This is a genomic window from Nostoc sp. MG11 (genome assembly GCF_014904695.1).
Classification (GTDB): Bacteria; Cyanobacteriota; Cyanobacteriia; order Cyanobacteriales; family Nostocaceae; genus Komarekiella.
The window spans coordinates 15,361-31,988 of the sequence record NZ_JACXXN010000013.1 but is presented as its reverse complement, the minus strand read 5'-3'; the positions used below and the strand labels follow the sequence as shown (position 1 = coordinate 31,988).

Annotated in this window: 21 protein-coding genes; 15 read left to right on the top strand and 6 right to left on the bottom strand. The window is 40.1% G+C overall.

Annotation, left to right across the window (positions count from 1 at the left end; all coding sequences use genetic code 11):
- Positions 1–160: 160 nt before the first annotated feature.
- The 3 genes from HCR01_RS18920 (at position 161) to HCR01_RS18910 (ending at position 2,039) form a co-directional block, all read left to right on the top strand.
- Positions 161–634 (top strand): helix-turn-helix domain-containing protein, encoded by a 474-nt coding sequence (locus HCR01_RS18920; RefSeq protein ID WP_193197660.1) that lies wholly within the window; start codon positions 161–163, stop codon positions 632–634.
- A gap of 386 nt (positions 635–1,020) precedes the next feature.
- Positions 1,021–1,590, top strand: coding sequence for a PIN domain-containing protein (locus tag HCR01_RS18915; RefSeq protein ID WP_193197659.1), 570 nt, complete (start codon positions 1,021–1,023; stop codon positions 1,588–1,590).
- Positions 1,591–1,766: 176 nt separating this feature from the next.
- The gene (locus tag HCR01_RS18910; RefSeq protein ID WP_193197658.1) at positions 1,767–2,039 is read left to right on the top strand and encodes a hypothetical protein; all 273 of its coding nucleotides are present in this window, start codon (positions 1,767–1,769) and stop codon (positions 2,037–2,039) included.
- A 125-nt stretch (positions 2,040–2,164) separates the two neighbouring features.
- Here the strand turns inward: HCR01_RS18910 and HCR01_RS18905 are convergent, their stop codons facing one another.
- The gene (locus HCR01_RS18905; RefSeq protein WP_193197657.1) at positions 2,165–2,464 is read right to left on the bottom strand and encodes a HigA family addiction module antitoxin; all 300 of its coding nucleotides are present in this window, start codon (positions 2,462–2,464) and stop codon (positions 2,165–2,167) included.
- Positions 2,465–2,604: 140 nt separating this feature from the next.
- Here HCR01_RS18905 and HCR01_RS18900 point away from each other — a divergent pair, with 140 nt between their 5' ends.
- The 3 genes from HCR01_RS18900 (at position 2,605) to HCR01_RS18890 (ending at position 5,654) form a co-directional block, all read left to right on the top strand.
- On the top strand, positions 2,605–4,038 hold the full coding sequence (locus HCR01_RS18900; protein WP_193197656.1) for a BCD family MFS transporter: 1,434 nt from the start codon (positions 2,605–2,607) through the stop codon (positions 4,036–4,038).
- 74 nt (positions 4,039–4,112) lie between these two features.
- Entirely contained in the window at positions 4,113–4,919 is an 807-nt protein-coding gene (locus HCR01_RS18895) for an inositol monophosphatase family protein (RefSeq protein WP_193197655.1), read from the top strand.
- 195 nt (positions 4,920–5,114) lie between these two features.
- A complete protein-coding gene (locus tag HCR01_RS18890) occupies positions 5,115–5,654 on the top strand; it encodes a hypothetical protein (RefSeq protein WP_193197654.1) in 540 nt (179 codons plus the stop codon).
- Between the two features lie 66 nt (positions 5,655–5,720).
- Here HCR01_RS18890 and HCR01_RS18885 read toward each other — a convergent pair whose 3' ends face one another.
- The 5 genes from HCR01_RS18885 to HCR01_RS18865 all read right to left on the bottom strand — a co-directional run bounded on the left by HCR01_RS18885 (position 5,721) and on the right by HCR01_RS18865 (position 9,358).
- Entirely contained in the window at positions 5,721–6,080 is a 360-nt protein-coding gene (locus HCR01_RS18885; protein WP_193197653.1) for a cupin domain-containing protein, read from the bottom strand.
- Between the two features lie 85 nt (positions 6,081–6,165).
- Positions 6,166–6,453 (bottom strand): hypothetical protein, encoded by a 288-nt coding sequence (locus tag HCR01_RS38810; RefSeq protein ID WP_320073136.1) that lies wholly within the window; start codon positions 6,451–6,453, stop codon positions 6,166–6,168.
- Between the two features lie 392 nt (positions 6,454–6,845).
- Complete coding sequence (chlG, locus tag HCR01_RS18875) at positions 6,846–7,916, bottom strand: chlorophyll synthase ChlG (RefSeq protein WP_193197651.1); 1,071 nt, start codon at positions 7,914–7,916, stop codon at positions 6,846–6,848.
- Between the two features lie 66 nt (positions 7,917–7,982).
- Positions 7,983–9,083, bottom strand: coding sequence for an ArsA family ATPase (locus HCR01_RS18870; RefSeq protein ID WP_193197650.1), 1,101 nt, complete (start codon positions 9,081–9,083; stop codon positions 7,983–7,985).
- Between the two features lie 83 nt (positions 9,084–9,166).
- Positions 9,167–9,358 (bottom strand): DUF2862 domain-containing protein, encoded by a 192-nt coding sequence (locus HCR01_RS18865; protein WP_193197649.1) that lies wholly within the window; start codon positions 9,356–9,358, stop codon positions 9,167–9,169.
- Between the two features lie 301 nt (positions 9,359–9,659).
- Here HCR01_RS18865 and HCR01_RS18860 point away from each other — a divergent pair, with 301 nt between their 5' ends.
- The 9 genes from HCR01_RS18860 to HCR01_RS18830 all read left to right on the top strand — a co-directional run bounded on the left by HCR01_RS18860 (position 9,660) and on the right by HCR01_RS18830 (position 16,627).
- On the top strand, positions 9,660–9,800 hold the full coding sequence (locus HCR01_RS18860; RefSeq protein ID WP_226889438.1) for a hypothetical protein: 141 nt from the start codon (positions 9,660–9,662) through the stop codon (positions 9,798–9,800).
- Positions 9,801–9,887, top strand: a complete 87-nt coding sequence (locus HCR01_RS40800; protein WP_413773955.1) for a DegT/DnrJ/EryC1/StrS family aminotransferase — start codon at positions 9,801–9,803, stop codon at positions 9,885–9,887.
- Positions 9,884–10,018: a DegT/DnrJ/EryC1/StrS family aminotransferase gene (locus HCR01_RS38800; protein ID WP_226889437.1), complete on the top strand. Its 135-nt coding sequence runs from the start codon at positions 9,884–9,886 to the stop codon at positions 10,016–10,018. The genes HCR01_RS40800 and HCR01_RS38800 overlap by 4 nt, the downstream gene beginning before the upstream one ends.
- A gap of 207 nt (positions 10,019–10,225) precedes the next feature.
- Positions 10,226–11,035, top strand: coding sequence for an ABC transporter permease (locus HCR01_RS18855; protein ID WP_193197648.1), 810 nt, complete (start codon positions 10,226–10,228; stop codon positions 11,033–11,035).
- Complete coding sequence (locus HCR01_RS18850) at positions 11,036–11,788, top strand: ABC transporter ATP-binding protein (protein ID WP_193197647.1); 753 nt, start codon at positions 11,036–11,038, stop codon at positions 11,786–11,788. It abuts the gene before it with no gap.
- Between the two features lie 18 nt (positions 11,789–11,806).
- Positions 11,807–12,481 (top strand): hypothetical protein, encoded by a 675-nt coding sequence (locus HCR01_RS18845; RefSeq protein WP_193197646.1) that lies wholly within the window; start codon positions 11,807–11,809, stop codon positions 12,479–12,481.
- Positions 12,482–13,828, top strand: coding sequence for an HAD-IA family hydrolase (locus tag HCR01_RS18840; RefSeq protein ID WP_193197645.1), 1,347 nt, complete (start codon positions 12,482–12,484; stop codon positions 13,826–13,828). It abuts the gene before it with no gap.
- Between the two features lie 49 nt (positions 13,829–13,877).
- Complete coding sequence (locus tag HCR01_RS18835) at positions 13,878–15,182, top strand: class I SAM-dependent methyltransferase (RefSeq protein WP_193197644.1); 1,305 nt, start codon at positions 13,878–13,880, stop codon at positions 15,180–15,182.
- Positions 15,182–16,627, top strand: a complete 1,446-nt coding sequence (locus HCR01_RS18830) for a glycosyltransferase family 4 protein (RefSeq protein ID WP_193197643.1) — start codon at positions 15,182–15,184, stop codon at positions 16,625–16,627. Before HCR01_RS18835 ends, HCR01_RS18830 begins: the two co-directional genes overlap by 1 nt.
- Position 16,628 lies beyond the last annotated feature (1 nt).

Sequence of the window (16,628 nt, the reverse complement as noted above, 5' to 3'; positions counted from 1 at the left end):
GGATATTTAGTAGAATAATGTCAAAGTTTATTTCGTTCATTTCGTACATTGCGTTTATTTTGAATAAGAGCTATTATGAGGTGAATGATAATTGCAATCCATATTTTCGTATGGATAAATGGAGTGCAATTCGATATTAAGCGTAGAGAGGCTAATATCTATGACACTCAGTAAATACCAAACTAGCAAACCCGCTATACCAACAGAAGAGGATGCTACCCTAGCTAAAACTAGTAGTCAAACTTTAGCATCATATATACAGAATAATGATACTTACCGTACTATCAAGGTTGTGCAAGATAACACTACAAGCGAAACGGTTACTATACCAGCAGAGGCTTTTCGTTTGCTTGTTGATATTTTGGCACAAATGGCTAAAGGTAATGCTATTACTCTTATGCCCGTGCATGCAGAGCTGACAACACAAGAAGCAGCTGATATCTTAAATGTTTCTCGTCCTTATTTGGTAGGGTTATTGGAATCTGGAGAGATGCCATACCGTAAAGTAGGTACACGGCGACGGGTGCGTTATCAAGATTTAATTGATTACAAAAATCGCATTGATGCTTTACGAATGCAAACTCTTGATGAGCTTGCCGCTCAAGCTCAAGAATTAAATATGGGATATGACTAAGAATCTCGATACATAGCAATTTCACATGATTAACTAGATACTCTGCTATGGAGAAGCTTTAGTAACTAATCTGCTTAGTTTTAACTCTAATACTCTAAGAGGATGTTTGAAAAGTTTTGGGCGATTGGAAATCGCGACTACACAAGCAAAGTCCGCCTGCGCGGACTAACCAAAATCAAGATTTTTAACCCACGTAGGTGGGTTTTGTCTGTGTAGCCGCGACTTCTAGTCGCCAGGGCTAGTAATAATTTAGACTTTTCAAACATCCTCTAAGATTATTGAGATGATATATCCTAAAACTGTAACTAAGACTCCAATAAATTACTTACTAAAAAGTTAATTCAATACTGTAAAGATTAAGTAGCTAAAAGTGGCAGAGTCTTGTAATGTCTAATTTCACAGCTATTTATGATGCATGTGTCTTATATCCAGCGCCATTAAGAGATTTTCTGATGTGGTTGGCGCTTACCGACCTATTTAAAGCGCGATGGACAGATGAAATTCATTCGGAGTGGATCAGAAATGTTTTACAAAATCGTCCAGATATTACACTTGAACAGCTGATCAAAACTAAAAAAAATATGAATAATAATGTCAGAGATTGTCTCGTGACAGGCTATGAAACACTTGTGGCGGGTTTACAACTTCCAGATCCAGGCGATCGCCACGTTCTAGCAGCAGCAATTCGTTGCCATGCCAATGTCATAGTCACTTTTAACCTCAAAGATTTTCCTGCCTCATATCTTGCACCCTACGAAATTGAACCTCAGCACCCAGATGATTTTATTTTAGGTTTAATTGATCTTAACCCAGCAGCCATTTGCCAAGCGGCGAAAAGACAAAGAAGGACTCTTAAAAATCCGCCCAAGACAAAACAAGAGTACTTGGAAACACTCTTGAGACAAGGACTTCCACAGTCTGTTACTGCTCTACAAGAATTTTGTTATGATATCTAGAAAATATACTTTTTTCAACAAAAAATAATTGTTTTAATACAAGACTTAGCTTTATAATGTGTTTGATATATCTGCCTAAAACTTGAGTAATCAGAGGTGAGAAAGCTCTCTAACCTCTGCATCTTCTGCTCTACAATGAAGTGAAGAATCTAGCAGCTTAAACAGGGGATTTATTTATGTCCCACCCTACGCTCAGTAGCCAAGAAGTCGCCCGACGTGGAAAGGAACTCTATCAAAGAAGTATCCGTGCCAAAGTTGAGACACAAGAGAACATTGGCAAAATTATCTCGATTAATGTTGACACAGGAGATTACGAAATCGGTGATGATTTAGTCGAAACGAGTCTTCGATTACGATCCAAGCAAGCCGATGCAGCACTTTGGGGAGAAAGAATTGGTTTTGATGCCGTTTATGCAGTTGATGGTACATTGCTCAGGACGGCACAGTGATACACGGGACTGTAGTTGGACTTCAGGCAAGAATGAGTGTGATGATTCCTCCCCCAGAATGGTAACTTACTAAAACCCGCTTTGCATTCCTGATGATAGTCATCTTGGAGAGAAACTACTAAGCTTTAGCAAGCCTGTAAATTTATAGGAGTTATATATTTCCAAGATTCTGATTCATTAATAGCAGACCAAAGATCATACTTCTGTTGGAGGTTAAGCCAAAGTTCAGGAGTAGTTTGTAGGGCAACAGATAAACGAAGTGCCATATCAGGAGTAATGCTTGCACGTTCGTTAACTATCTCAGACATGGTTTTACGAGATACACGAATGATGTCCGCAAAATCAGTAATTGTGATGTTAAGAGGTTCAAGGTACTGACGCTTTATTAAACCACTAGGGTGTCTGGGTTTTCTTTTGGTAATCATTGGATTTATCTCCTAGTGATAATCTTCGTAATTTACGTTGTAAGCATCCCCATCTTCAAAAGTAGTTTTTTTTGGAAATCGAACAGTTTATTCTTATTTAAAGAGAGACTATATTCCATAAACCATACGAAAAAGTAGCTATGGCAAGCGGTGATGTATTTGATGCTGAAACAAAATCCCTAGCTGTGCCGAAAGTCAACCTGCTGACTATGTTTCGGCTGGGTTTATTCCAAATGGGGTTGAGTATGATGTCCATCTTGACTTTGGGCGTACTCAACAGAGTCATGATTCAGGAAATAGCAATTCCGGCGACGCTGGTATCAGTAGTGCTAGCACTGCCTTTATTTGTTTCTCCTTCCCGCGTTTGGTTCGGCCAGATTTCTGATGCCAAGCCGTTATGGGGGTATCATCGCACGGCTTATGTTTGGGTGGGAGCAGCGATATTTGCGATCGCTGCATTTTTAGCTGTACAAGTGATGTGGCAGATGAATAGTGCCGCAACTAGTGCAGGCGGCTGGGTATGGACAACTCAAACTATCGGCTGGATAGCACTTCTGGCTTTGGTTTTTGCTATCTACGGTCTAGCAATTTGTGCTAGTGGTACTGCTTTTGCTGCTTTGTTGGTGGATATATCTGAAGAAGATAACCGTTCCAAAGTAGTCGGTGTGGTTTGGTCGATGCTAATGGTGGGGATTATTGTTGGAGCGATTATCAGTTCCAGCTTGCTGAAGCAATTAACGCCAGAAGCAAATATAGAGACTTTACAAGCAGCAGTCAACAGACTATTTATCATTGTCCCAGCAATTGTATTTGGCTTGGCGATCGCAGCAACATTTGGCGTGGAGAAAAAGTACTCTCAATACTTAAGCCGTTCCACGCTGGTGAACCGGGAAGACAGCATTACTCTGGGGAATGCTTGGCGAATCTTGACAGCTAGTCCACAAACTGGTTTATTTTTCACCTTTTTATTGGTGATGACCATCAGCTTATTCATGCAAGACCCAGTTTTGGAACCCTATGCGGGCCAAGTGTTCAAAATGCCTTTGGCTGAAAGTACCAAATTAAACGTTTTTTATGGCACTGGCATATTGATTGCTTACGGCGTCACTGGCTTTTTTATTGTGCCGCGTTTGGGTAAGCGCAGAACTGCCCGCCTAGGCTGTATGTTAGTAGCATTCTGTTCATTATTGCTAGGGATATCAGGATTCACTGCTAATCCTGCCTTCCTCAAGCTAGGTTTGGTCTTGTTCGGTTTAGCAACCGGTTTTTTGACCACAGCAGCAATTAGCTTGATGTTGGATCTGACAGCAGCAGAAGCCGCAGGTACATTTATCGGAGCATGGGGTCTAGCACAGTCCATGTCTAGGGGACTAGCAGTAGTTATAGGCGGTACTGTTTTAGATATCGGTCGCCAGCTGTTACCTAGCCTGGAGCTAGCTTATGGACTAGTATTTGCCCTGGAAGCTGTGGGAATGGTGCTGTCGATTTGGTTTCTGAATCGGGTAAATGTAACAGAATTTCAAACAAGTACCAAGCAAGCGATCGCTTCAGTTTTAGAAAGTGATTTAGATTAAACTGGAGACTTCACTAGCCAAAACCCCAATATACCTAACTTGGCTCAGAAACACCTTTGCGCGAGAATTAATCAATGAGTGATTTTTGGACAACGGTTCTCGATTTTGCCCAAACTACCACTGCCAGAGTGGGAAAGCAATTGATGCAGGATTTTGGGCAGGTGCAGGCTTTGCAAAAAGCTGATGGTAGTTTGGTAACGCAAGCGGATAAATGGGCAGATCAAGAAATTCGGGATGCGATCGCTTCTAATTTCTCTGGTTACGGGATTTTGAGCGAAGAGAGCGATCAGTCATTTCCTGGTACAGAATGGTGCTGGGTAATTGACCCTTTGGACGGGACAACAAACTTTACGCGCGGCATTCCCATCTGGTCAATTTCTCTAGGTTTACTGTATAAAGGCACACCGATTTTTGGTTATGTTTACGCGCCGCCATTAGCTCAAGCTTTTCATGGTTTTTGGGCAGGTTCATCTGGGTTAACAGTACCAACAGGCGCATTTCTCAATCATCATCCCATCCACACCAGTGTTGACAGTCCTAGCAACAATCACTTTTTTAACCTCTGTTCCCGCAGTACCGCAATTATCAGAAACGGCTTTCCCTGCAAAATTCGGATGTTGGGTGTAGCTAGCTATAACTTCCTGATGGTTGCTACTGGCGCAACACTAGGCGGTATTGAGGCGACACCCAAAGTTTGGGACTTGGCGGGAGCTTGGGTGATTGTCCAAGCAGCTGGTGGCGTCTGGCTATCACTCAATTCAGACCCGTTTCCTTTGTCACCAGGAGAAGATTATAGCGATCGCTCTTTTCCGTCCCTTGTCGTTGGTCGTCCAGAATTGATTCCAGTATTCACACCGTTTCTCAAAGACGTAAAAATTTAAAGCCCCGCTTTGCGAGTAGCAGACAAATACCAATTTTGTCAACTGGTTTTTGGTAAATATACTCAATATCAAGTAACGATTAAGTATAAATAAAGCTTGCACGTAATCCTGATTTGAGTGAAATGCCAGTGTAGTTACTAATTTACATAGTGTTATGGCTTCCATCACACTGGTTAATTTAGTATAAACAATTTTATGTTGTCTAATTTAGATTTAATTCGGGAGTTTGTGCAAAACTCTATTCAAAAAAAAGATATATTGTTGTCAAACCCTGCTTTGACAGCGCAAACAGTGTATAAATTAAACCAATTGACAGCCAAAACCGAAGGGGTGATTGCTACTGCCCAACTATCTCATAAAATACCTGAATTTTCGATTCACGCCAACTCATCTCATTGGGAATCAATAAATCAGGTATTAGCAGAATCCAGTTATCTCCTCAAAGGAGAAATAAATAGTCGTGGTTTTTATCAATATCAATACTGCGAAGTTCCAAAAGGCTACCAGATGCAGTGTACTAAATCTGTCCTCCTATGGCGAGCTTGGTGGAAACATCGTAAGTATGCTTTACGACCAGGAATTCCTTTAGAACTTCTCATTAGGACAAGAGACTCATGGTATCCAATCAGAGATTTAATAATTAGCGACGGACTTCTTTATATCAAAACCTTGGGAAGTGAAATAGCACTTAGCTCAGATGACTTGGTTACTTGGTTAAGTAAAGTTGACGGTTGAAAATGAGTGATTGTTGAAAAATACTGAGCTTTTTTTAGGTTTTGAAACTATAACTGCAAGTGGTTTTTAATAAACTGTTTCATCTTCTTTACGCCATGCTGGATCAACAATACAAATAAATACCAGCGGTTCAATGCCAGAGTTACAGATAAATTGCCGCGTATTAGGAGGAATATACACCGCGTCTCCTGGCTGAACTATCTGGGTTTCATCATCAATATGCATTTCCTCCGTGCCACTGAGAATGTAATAGACTTCTGAGGTAGAGAGCGAGTGGGGTTGAGAGGTTTTTCCGACTGGCAGTGTTGCATGAGCCAAACTATAGCGCAATGCCAGAGGTTGCTTATCTGGATGTAGCAGTTCCCGCAGAATGGTGTTATCTCCTGCGATGAATTCCGCACACTCTTGAAGTTTTTGAACTAGCATCAATCAATTTTTGATTTGAGGTTTTGGATTTAGTCAAGAGTCAAGGGTCAAGGGTCATTAATTATTCTTCCTAATTTCCCCCTGCTTAGTACAAATAAGGATTCGTCTTCGGTTGATAGTCAATACAATTGATAGCTTCTTCTGTATTGGCGGTGGAGGGGTGTACGGTGCATTTGAGACGGTAATCGTCCGTAAAAAATTGGCAGTTAGTACAGGGGATTTGATGCATTTGTTTGGCCGTGCTGACACTATCTCGCGCCGTCGTCCAGAGACTCCAAACAACGAGAATAGTTACAGTCCAAGCAACAACAAAGCAAATAGGGACTAAAAATGGTTGAATCCCATGAATGAGAAAAGACATCAGTTCTAACACGGTAAGTCCTGATACAAATTAGGAGTTAGAAGTTATATTAACTCCTAACTCCTCATTCCTAACTTCTCACTACGGAGGTATTAAGTTTAGTAGTGCTGAGTAAAGACGTGATTATACTCTTACCAGAAGCCCTTCTCCTGTAGGAGACGCTACGCGAAAGGGTTCGGGGGTGACGCTCCTTCTCTGCGAGACGCTATGCGAACGTCGCTACCGCTTCTCTACGAGACGCTGCGCGAACGCTAACGCAAGACGCTCGTTCGCGCAGCGTGCCGTAGGCAAGACTCGCTATCGCTGCGCTAACCACGGGAACCGCCTTGGCAAAGCCTCTCGTAGAGAAGACTGCGACCCCCTCACCGCTCTTTGAGCGTCTACGACGCGTCTGTACAATTAAGTTAAATTCCAGCATGACCTAGGGCTAAACCAGTGACGAGCATTCCCAAGACAAGGAACGGTTGAGCACTGGCTTGGTACTTAACGTCATTAGTCACGGGATCACGTAGGAAATATATATCCTGCAAGGTGATTTGCGGGATGATTAATAGTATGAGAATTGTTGCGTACAAATTCTCATGGATATAGACAAGATAAGCTGCAATCAATCCTTGAAATAAATCAATCATCACTACGCAAATCCATGCAGCAGTGTTAATACCAAACACGACGGGTAGTGATTGTAATCCTAGCTGGCGATCGCCCTCTACACTCTTAAAATCATTAACAATGGCAATTCCCAATCCCGCTAAGCTGTAGAACATTGTCAAGACCACAATTGTGGGACTGAGGTCGCCAAACAAAGCTTGTCCTGTACACCAAGGTAAAGTTATGTAGCTTGCACCCAAGGCGTAGCTACCCAGCCAGCCGTTTTGCTTGAGTTTCAAGGGAGGCGCAGAATAAATGTAAGCGATGAAAGAACCGATTAAGGCAATCACTGTAATTGTGGGGAACTCATGACCAGCCCACACATCTAGAACAAATGCCAGACCAATACCAGCAATAAGTAATACCCAAATCTGCGTAATTACTTGGTTTAGGGGAATTGCCCCAGAGGGAATGGGGCGATAGGGTTCATTAATCGCATCAATTTCGCGATCGTAGTAATCATTGAGAATTTGGGTGTAACCTGTCATCAAGGGGCCAGCTAGCAACATACAGGTTGCTGACTTCAAGACATTTTCTAGTGTCCAGGTATACTCACCGGAAGAAGCCGCACCGCAAACTACACCCCAAATGAGGGGAATCCAGGTGATGGGCTTCATCAGTTGTAACCGGATTTTCCAAATGGAAGTTTCCCCTGATGCTGCACCTTTCATACCCAGTAGTTGCCTGGTTTTAGCATTGCGATCGCTTCCAGCGGGGCGCAGCCCATCGCCAATGGCTGTTACTTGCTCACTGGGATTTATTGCTACTGAGTCTAGTGCCTCAACAGGTTTGGGATCGGGGGTAATAGGAGATGATTCAGACATAAGGCGTACTTATTAAGGAGTTCTGAATTAGGAGTTATGAGTATTAATTCCTAACCCCTAACTTACTTAAAACGAAATTATCAAATAATTATTCTGAAACTTTGCTCCAGTAACGGATCTACCAATCAAAGCAGGGGGTAGGGAGATATTCCGCCGCTGATCTCCTGCTTCTACTGTAACTTCTGGGCCATACTGAGTGAGTTTGACCTGTTTTTTGTCAAATCCTGGCAAAAACAATCTTACTTGACGATTGTGGGTGTCGATTTCAATTGGTTTGGGAGCTTGTACCGCTTGCGCTTCAAAGTTGGGTAAGGCGTCAATTAGTGGTTGCCAGTCATCTGTTGGTAAGTCGGGAATAATACTAATAGGTAGGGGTGTAAATTCCTCTGAAAGGTTGACGTTTGCCTCAGAAGATACCAAAAGAACCCCGCCAACAGTTAGACCAACTTGTTGAGCGCTACCCCATAAATAACGGGTACTTGCTACCTCAATCGAGTCTGCTGTTGTCACCAAAAAAGCAGCAATGCGCTTGGGGTCGGCGAGAGCAGCTTTACCCTTTTCTAAGAAATTGTTGGCTTGATTGGTGGGTTGGGCAAAGTTATCTGCCGTCCAATTTATATTGAAAAAAGTACTGATTAGTGGTTGAATCAAGGGCGATTCTGAAATTGTTTTCCCTAAGTCAGAATTGACAAACAATTGCCGAAATCGCCGGACATACCAACTGAGAGATTCTGGTAGCCCCAAAGTTCTGAGGGTAGAAGCGTCACCTGGGCCATCGTAGACGATCGCATCATATTTGCCACTGGCATCATATTCACGGATAGCATTTAGGGCAAGGGCGCTGTCCATTCCTGGCAATACTACCAGTTCTTGACCAAAAACCTCTTTAATGATAGGGGTGCGGAGGTACTGCGCCTCAAGTTTTTTTACTTCGTCCCAGCTGCGTTCTAGCAATACAGATGCTTGAAATTGCATAACTTGTAAGTTGGGAGCGATTTCTTGGGGGTCGGGAGCAATTGTAGTGCCTAGCAGGATTTGAAATGTTGGTTCTGGATGTCCTGCTAGAAGTACGCGTTTGCCTTGGCTTGCCAATAATTTGGCGGCGGCGATCGCAATTTTGGTACGAGCGACGCCGCTTTTGCCCAAAAATGTTAATATCAGGGCCATTACTTGATTCCTATTTTCACCGCCGGTCTTTTCAACCTTAGCACTCAACAAATACTCTCAGCTTCCGCTTTAAGTTCTCTGTTCTACACAGGTTTGATTTCATCTTCAAAAAACCAAGTAGAAAAATCATCATCAAACTGTACTACTACACCGATACCACCACCATCGGTGACTTTGTAGCCTAAGATGCTGCCTACTTGTCCTAGCCTTTTGACAATGGGAGGAGAGACGCGATCGCGCAAACGAAAAACTTTAACCTTTTGTCCGATTTCCATGCCTACTTACAATTCAGATAAACCAAGTCTCAGTGTAGCTGAATCCGGGACTCATCAAGTTGAGTTTTTGTCAGCAACTTGTGGCAATCGAGCAAATTAGGGAATGAACAATAAGGAGTGATAGTTAGCTGAGTCACAAAGGACGTTCTATCTGACGCGATCGCCGCAGGAGTTCCAGCAAAAATTATTGGATGGATGAGTGCCTACGGTGATGTGCTAAAGTTTGATGCTAATACGTATGCGATCAACTCCACAGGAGCCAAATATCAAAAGTATCAGAAACAGAAGTTACAAGGGTTGCATGAGCCAAACTAATATCCCCGTTCTCGATCTTAAACTCCAGTACGACTCTCTCAAATCTAAAATTCAGGTTGCAATCTCCCGTGTTTTAGAATTTGGTCAGTTCATTATGGGCCCAGATGTCAAGCTGTTTGAGCAATAAATTCCTGAGTATCTGGGGGTACGCCATGCGATCGCTGTTAACTCTGGGACAGATGCTTTAGTCATTACAAAGGCAAATAGCCTGTGAATTCAGTTAGCGATCCATTGGCAATTCAGGTACTCAGTTTACCAATTTGGCCAGAGTTTAATTACGCAACTATTGAGCCAGTAGTGCAAACTATTAGACAATCTTTAGCTTTAGAAGCTGATAATTCGTAGCAGCAAAGAATAAATACAAAATCAATTTTTGTAGTTTAATAGTTCTAATTTTTTGACTAGGGAGTGTAAAAGTTATAACTAATAACTTTTGTATTTTATTAGAAAGTGCTTTTTACAATAAAATTTTGGTGTAGGCTAATGCAGCAGATGCCCCAATCATGTAAAATGCGCGAATAACTTGCCTGTGATGTGTGACGGTGTGTAAGGATGAAGCTTTCAGTCAAAGGTAACTCAACAACTTGGTTGCAAGTGCGGCGGTACTGGGAATTGCTGCACGTATTGGTAGAGCGGAATCTGAAAGTACGTTACCGGGGTTCGTTCTTGGGAGTTTATTGGTCACTGTTGAACCCGTTGATTATGACGGGATTATACACTGCGATTTTTGGTACAACGTTTGCGTCATATTACGGTAACTCAATCTTAAACTATATGTTGGCAGCGTTTACAGGGTTGGTGGTAATCAACTTTTTCTCTGCTTCCACCTCCCAGGCATTGAGTAGTGTAGTAAGCAATGGCTCACTTTTGAATAAAATTCGCCTACCAGTCAGTATTTTTCCTCTATCAATGATTGCAGCAAATGTATTTCAGTTTGCGATCGGGGTTTTACCACTGCTGGCGATCATGACTTTCTTTAATTCTAAAAGTCTAGTCAATGTCCTGGCACTGATATTCCCAATTTTAGCGCTAATTTTGGTTTGTATAGGAATTGGGTTTTTTGTAAGTGCTTTATATGTCTTTTTTAGAGATTTACCTTATTTTTATGAGTTAGTTGTGTTTGTGTTGTGGATTAGCAGTCCTGTATTTTATCCAGCAGCTATTGTTCCAAAGGTAGTACAGCCTTTTTTAGGTTTAAACCCTTTATCTCCAATTATCGAAAGTCTTCGTCAGATTACATTATCTGGCGCACCACCAGATTTAAATTTAGTTTGGGGCGCTTTGCTCAGTAGCGTGATTATTTTATCGCTAGGATGGGCTTGTTTTCAGTTGTGGCGACATCAATTTATGGATTTGCTATAGATGGAAGTTATTCGTCTAGATCAAGTTTCGCTGTGGCGAAGAACACAAGAAGAGTTTTCTTATGATCTCAAGAAAACAGTTTTGTCATTTTTTGAGGGCAAATATCGTCAGCCTGCGAAAAAGTTGGTACTAGATGAAATTAATTTGGTTGTAAATGCAGGCGATAAATTAGGAATTATTGGTGCAAATGGTTCAGGAAAATCAACACTCCTAAAAGTCATTTGTGGAATTTTGCAGCCGACAAGTGGTGCAATTAGAGTGCGCGGTCAGATTGCCCCCTTGATTGAACTCGGAGCAGGGTTTGACCCAGAAGTTTCAGTGATGGATAATATTCTCTTGTATGGAGTGCTGCTGGGTTTTTCTAGGGCAGAAATGCGAGAAAGAACACACTCAATTTTAGAGTTTGCAGAATTGCAAGATTGTGCATTAGTGCCTGTGAAAGCTTTATCTTCAGGTATGGTGGCACGGCTGGGGTTTGCTATTGCTACTGATGTGCAGCCGGATATTTTGATATTAGATGAAGTGTTATCGGTGGGAGATGAAAATTTTAAGAATAAGAGTAAGCAGCGGATTGAAAAATTTTGGGACACAAATGTCACAGTTTTAGTAGTGTCCCATGATTTAAGTTTTATAGAACAATCTTGTGAACAAGCAATTTGGTTGAATAAAGGGCAGGTAATGTTTGCAGGTAAAACTTGTGACGCTATAAAAACTTACCTAGAGACAGGGGTTCAAGGCTCAGAATTAAATTAGAAGAATTTATGAAAAATTATGGTTGAAATACTTGCACATCGAGGAAATATTATCGGTTCAGACTATCAAAGAGAAAATAATCTTAGTGCTTGCAAAGAATGTCTTGATTTAGAGTTTGGTTTAGAGTTAGACGTACGAACTTATAAAAATAAATTGTATGCTAAGCATGATCCAGTCACATCAGAGCAAACACAGTCTTGGACTGAAATAGTTGAGGTTATAAGAAATTATCCCCAATTAACAATTGCTATTAATATTAAAGACACTGGCAATGAGAATGCTTTAATTAAAAGTATTTGTCAGTTAAATTTGCTGAAAGTATTCTTATTTGATTTAGAACTGGTGGTTGGGATAGAAAATTATAATTCTCTAGCATCGGTTTATAAAAATCTCAATTCAAAACTTGAAATAGCTATCAGAGTTAGTGATAAAGGTGAAACCTTAGAACGAGCTATTGAATCAACATCTAACGTGGTTTGGCTAGATGAGTTTGATAATTTTTGGCTTTCTCAACAAGTGATTCAAAAACTGAGTGTGGCTGGTAAAAAAGTATATGCTGTAGCACCAGATTTACATAAACATTCAGCTAATATTTCTCTGGCCAGATGTCAAGAATTTATAGCATGGAATGTCGCCGGGATTTGCACAGATTATCCTATAATGTTGAGGAATTTATTAAAGGAGATTAATTAAATGAAAAAGGTTGCTGCAATTTTATTTGATCTTGATGGAGTGCTTGTTGATGCTGATGAATGGCATTTTGATGCTCTAAATCATGCTTTGCAACCCTACGGATTAACAATTACAAGAGAGCAGCACATATATTTCTTTAAAGCATTACCAACAAGAACTAAACTAGAAATTCTTTCAGTTAGATATGATTTACCTAGAGAGGCGCATCAAGAAATTAATGATAAAAAGCAAAAATATACTTTTGAAATAATAAATGAAAAATGTCAACCTCAGCCTGATAAACTAGCAATGATGGAGTATCTTCACAAAAGATACCGAGTTGCGGTTTGCTCTAATTCTAGGCTGGAAACCGTGAAACTTATGCTTGAGAAGTCAGATTTAATTGACTATTTTGAATTCTTCTTAAGTAATGAACATGTTAAAAACGGTAAACCATCGCCTGAAATGTATTTTTCGGCAATGGACAAAATGGGTTTAGATGCTGAAGAGTGCTTAATTGTAGAGGATTCTGAAGCTGGTCTAAGAGCTGCTCAAAGTTGTGGGGCACATATTTGCAAAGTCAGCGAACCATCAGAAGTAAATCTTGAGAGAGTCATGACTAGTTTAAAAAATGTGGGCAAAATCAAAGTTGTGATTCCAATGGCTGGTGAGGGAAGTAGATTTGCCAGAGCAGGGTACATTGACCCCAAACCAATGATTCGTGTTTTCGGTAAGCCGATGATTCAGTGGGTTGTAGAAAATATGAACCTGGCCAACAGCTACTTTATATTTCTCTGCCGTAAGCAACACCTCGACAATTATAAGCTAAGTTCTTACTTAAAATCTTTAAGACCTGACTCTTCAATTGTTTGTGTAGATCAACTAACTGAGGGGGCTGCTTGTACAGTTCTTTTAGCTGAGGATTACCTGACGGATAATGAAGAGTTGATTGTCGCTAACTCTGATCAGTATATAGATGCTTCTATTGCTGATTTTGTTCAAAGAATGAGAGATTTAGATGCAGACGCAGGGATGATTACATTTGAAGCGTCCGAAAGTAAGTGGAGTTATGCCGATGCTGACGAAAACGGGTTAGTCAAAAGGGTAGCTGAAAAACAAGCAATTAGTACCCATGCTACCGTAGGAATTTATTATTACAAACGTACTTGGGAATTTGTCAAGTATGCAAATTCAATGATTAACAAGAATATACGGACAAACAACGAATTTTATATTTGTCCCATATTCAATGAATATATTGAATATGGAAAAGCAGTGTATATATATGAAATAGATAAAGACACAATGCACGGTTTAGGAACTCCAGAAGATTTAGAAGTTTTTTTGAAGCTCAAGAGTTCAACTTAGATGTATTGTATCTGCCTATTACAGCATTGATTGTTGATGAGCAATTATTATGGAATTTAAGTTTTTAGAAGTGCCTTTGCCATCAAACTTAAATGATTTAAGAAGAGTAAGATCTGAATTATTACTTACTCAACTTAAATGTATACATACATCTCTGGAAAAGGTTGAATCCCCAGAGGCGATTGACGAGTTGGATTGTTCGTGGAAACTTAGAGAAAAAGCATTTCCCTATTCATGCACAGATGAAGAAGGCTTAATTCTTAACTATGTTATTGCTGCAAATCAGCTAAGAAGTGGTTTTGAAATTTCTACCGCTTTTGGCTTTAGTAGTATGTACATTGGACTAGCTCTTAAACAAAATGGCGGTCAACTTGTAACTATGGACTGTTATGTTGAAGAGTGGAAGGAGTCTTTTGTATATAATCCTGAAGAAATGGAATCCAGTGTAGAGTGCAGCAGAACTAATGCTCTAGAAAACATTCTTCCAACAGGTCTACGTTTTGCTAAAGAATCTGCAAATAAGTTGGGATTATCTGATGTGATACGTTTTGAGATAGGTATTAGCCCCAAAGATGTTCCAACTATTATAGGCGATCGCAAACTTGACTTTGTATTTATTGATGGTGGACATTTTGGCGAGCAACCGCTTTTGGATTTTCTCGCAATTTATCCCTATCTCTCAGAAAAATGTGCTGTTTTCTTTCATGATAACCACTCTGGTACTACTGTTGATCGAGCTGTATCTGAAGCAGAAAACAAGCTAGGTGCATCAGCACAAAAGCTCCTGACCCGTTGGAATCTTACCTTAGTGAGTCGTGGTCTAAATAAACTATCTTTAGCAACTCTAGATTATTTGTTAATTAGAAAGCATCCTAGTTATTTAGAGTTATCGCAAACGCAACTTCAGCATACTCAAGGTGAACTAGAACGTTCACAAACGCAACTTCAGCATACTCAAGGTGAACTAGAACGTTCACAAACGCAACTTCAGCATACTCAAAGCGAACTAGAACGTTCACAAACGCAACTTCAGCACACTCAAGATGAACTAGAACGTTCACAAACGCAACTTCAGCACACTCAAGATGAACTAGAACGTTCACAAACGCAACTTCAGCATACTCAAAGCGAACTAGAACTTTTACAAACGCAACTTCAGTACACTCAAGATGAACTAGAACGTTCACAAACGCAACTTCAGCACACTCAAAGTCAACTGGAGATAGTAAGGTGCAAAGCTGAGCAAACTGAGGTAATGATTAGTGCAATGCAGTCTAGTAAGTTCTGGAAGTTGCGGATACTATGGCTGAAGTTAAAAAAAAATTTAGGGTTGGTTAAGGAGGTTCAAGAGTAATGTCTACCGTTAAACCAATCTCATTATCTGAAAATAAAATACTTAAAATAGGCCTATATTCTTCTTCTCTGTTGAGCAAGAATCACATAGGTGTCAGTAGAATGATACGCAGTCATCTTGATGTTTTGCAAACTAACCTAGGTGACAGTTGCGAGTTTTATATCTTAAGTAGAATATCTGGTGTTTCCAGAACATCTTTATTTGTAACACTTCCGGCTGAGCAGTTTTTCAGAGAATATGACGAGGCTACTACAACATCTCAGACATCAATAAAAATTTATAAAAATCCTACGCCATTGATCAACCCACTCTCTCATAATGTGGTTCGGAGAATTTCTAATAAATTACGTTTTAATAAGATATCAAATTTAATTCAAAAAGTAGCTAAAAAGTTAAGAAACAAAGTTGCTCCTGCCGAAAAATTACAATTAAGACAACCAGCTAAATGGGAATTTCTAAACTTTAAACTAGATGTTCTAATCATGGCGGAACCTTGGGATGGAACATGGGTTTATCCTATAGAGGATTTTACTCACAAAATTGTGATGATCATCTATGATTTAGTTCCAAATCTACTGGTATGCGATCGCAATGAAAAGGATAAGTATTTTGAATTCTATAAAAAAAACTACCACGTAGACGATGGCACTAGAATTTTTGCAGATCAACACTTTTTGGGGTTTTATCATGGCTTAATGAAAGCCGATGGTGTTGTCTGTATTAGTGATTGTACGAAGAGAGACTTAATTGAATTATTCCCAGAATACTGTGAGAAAGCTTGCATGACAGTATATCCAACTTGGAATCAGTCATTTATGCCACTATCGCAGTATGAACGTGAGAATATAGAAATTTGTGACGAACTAAAAGTAGTGCAGCTAGATTTTTCTAAGCCAATTGTGTTTGCTATTAATGTTCTTGATTCTAGGAAAAATGGTCTGCTGCTAGTCAAAGCATTTGCTTTGTTACTTGAGCGTCAAGCGATAACTTCAGATGTACAATTAGTGGTTTGTTCCCACGCTCGATGTAGTCAGGAATACTTAATTAATTTTTTGGACATTGCCAAAGATGTAAACATTACATGGGTGCAAAATCTGAGTGATAAAGCTATGTGCAAACTGCTAAATCTAGCTACTGTATTTGCTTTTCCAACACTCTATGAAGGGTTTGGTATACCTGTACTGGAGGCAATGATCTGCAAAACCCCAGTTGTTACATCTGATTCTAGTTCGATTCCAGAAGTTACAAACGGCAACTGTTTATTCTGCGATCCTACCTCTGTAGAAAGTATAGCTTCAAGTATTTTAGAAGCATTACAAATGACTAAGGAAACAAAAGAAGAATTAGTGAATAGGGCGTTTGATTATGCCAGTTACAACTTTTCTCAGGAGCAAATCTATTCTTCCTACATGAAACTCTTTTCCAAAATTGGCATAAATATTTAAA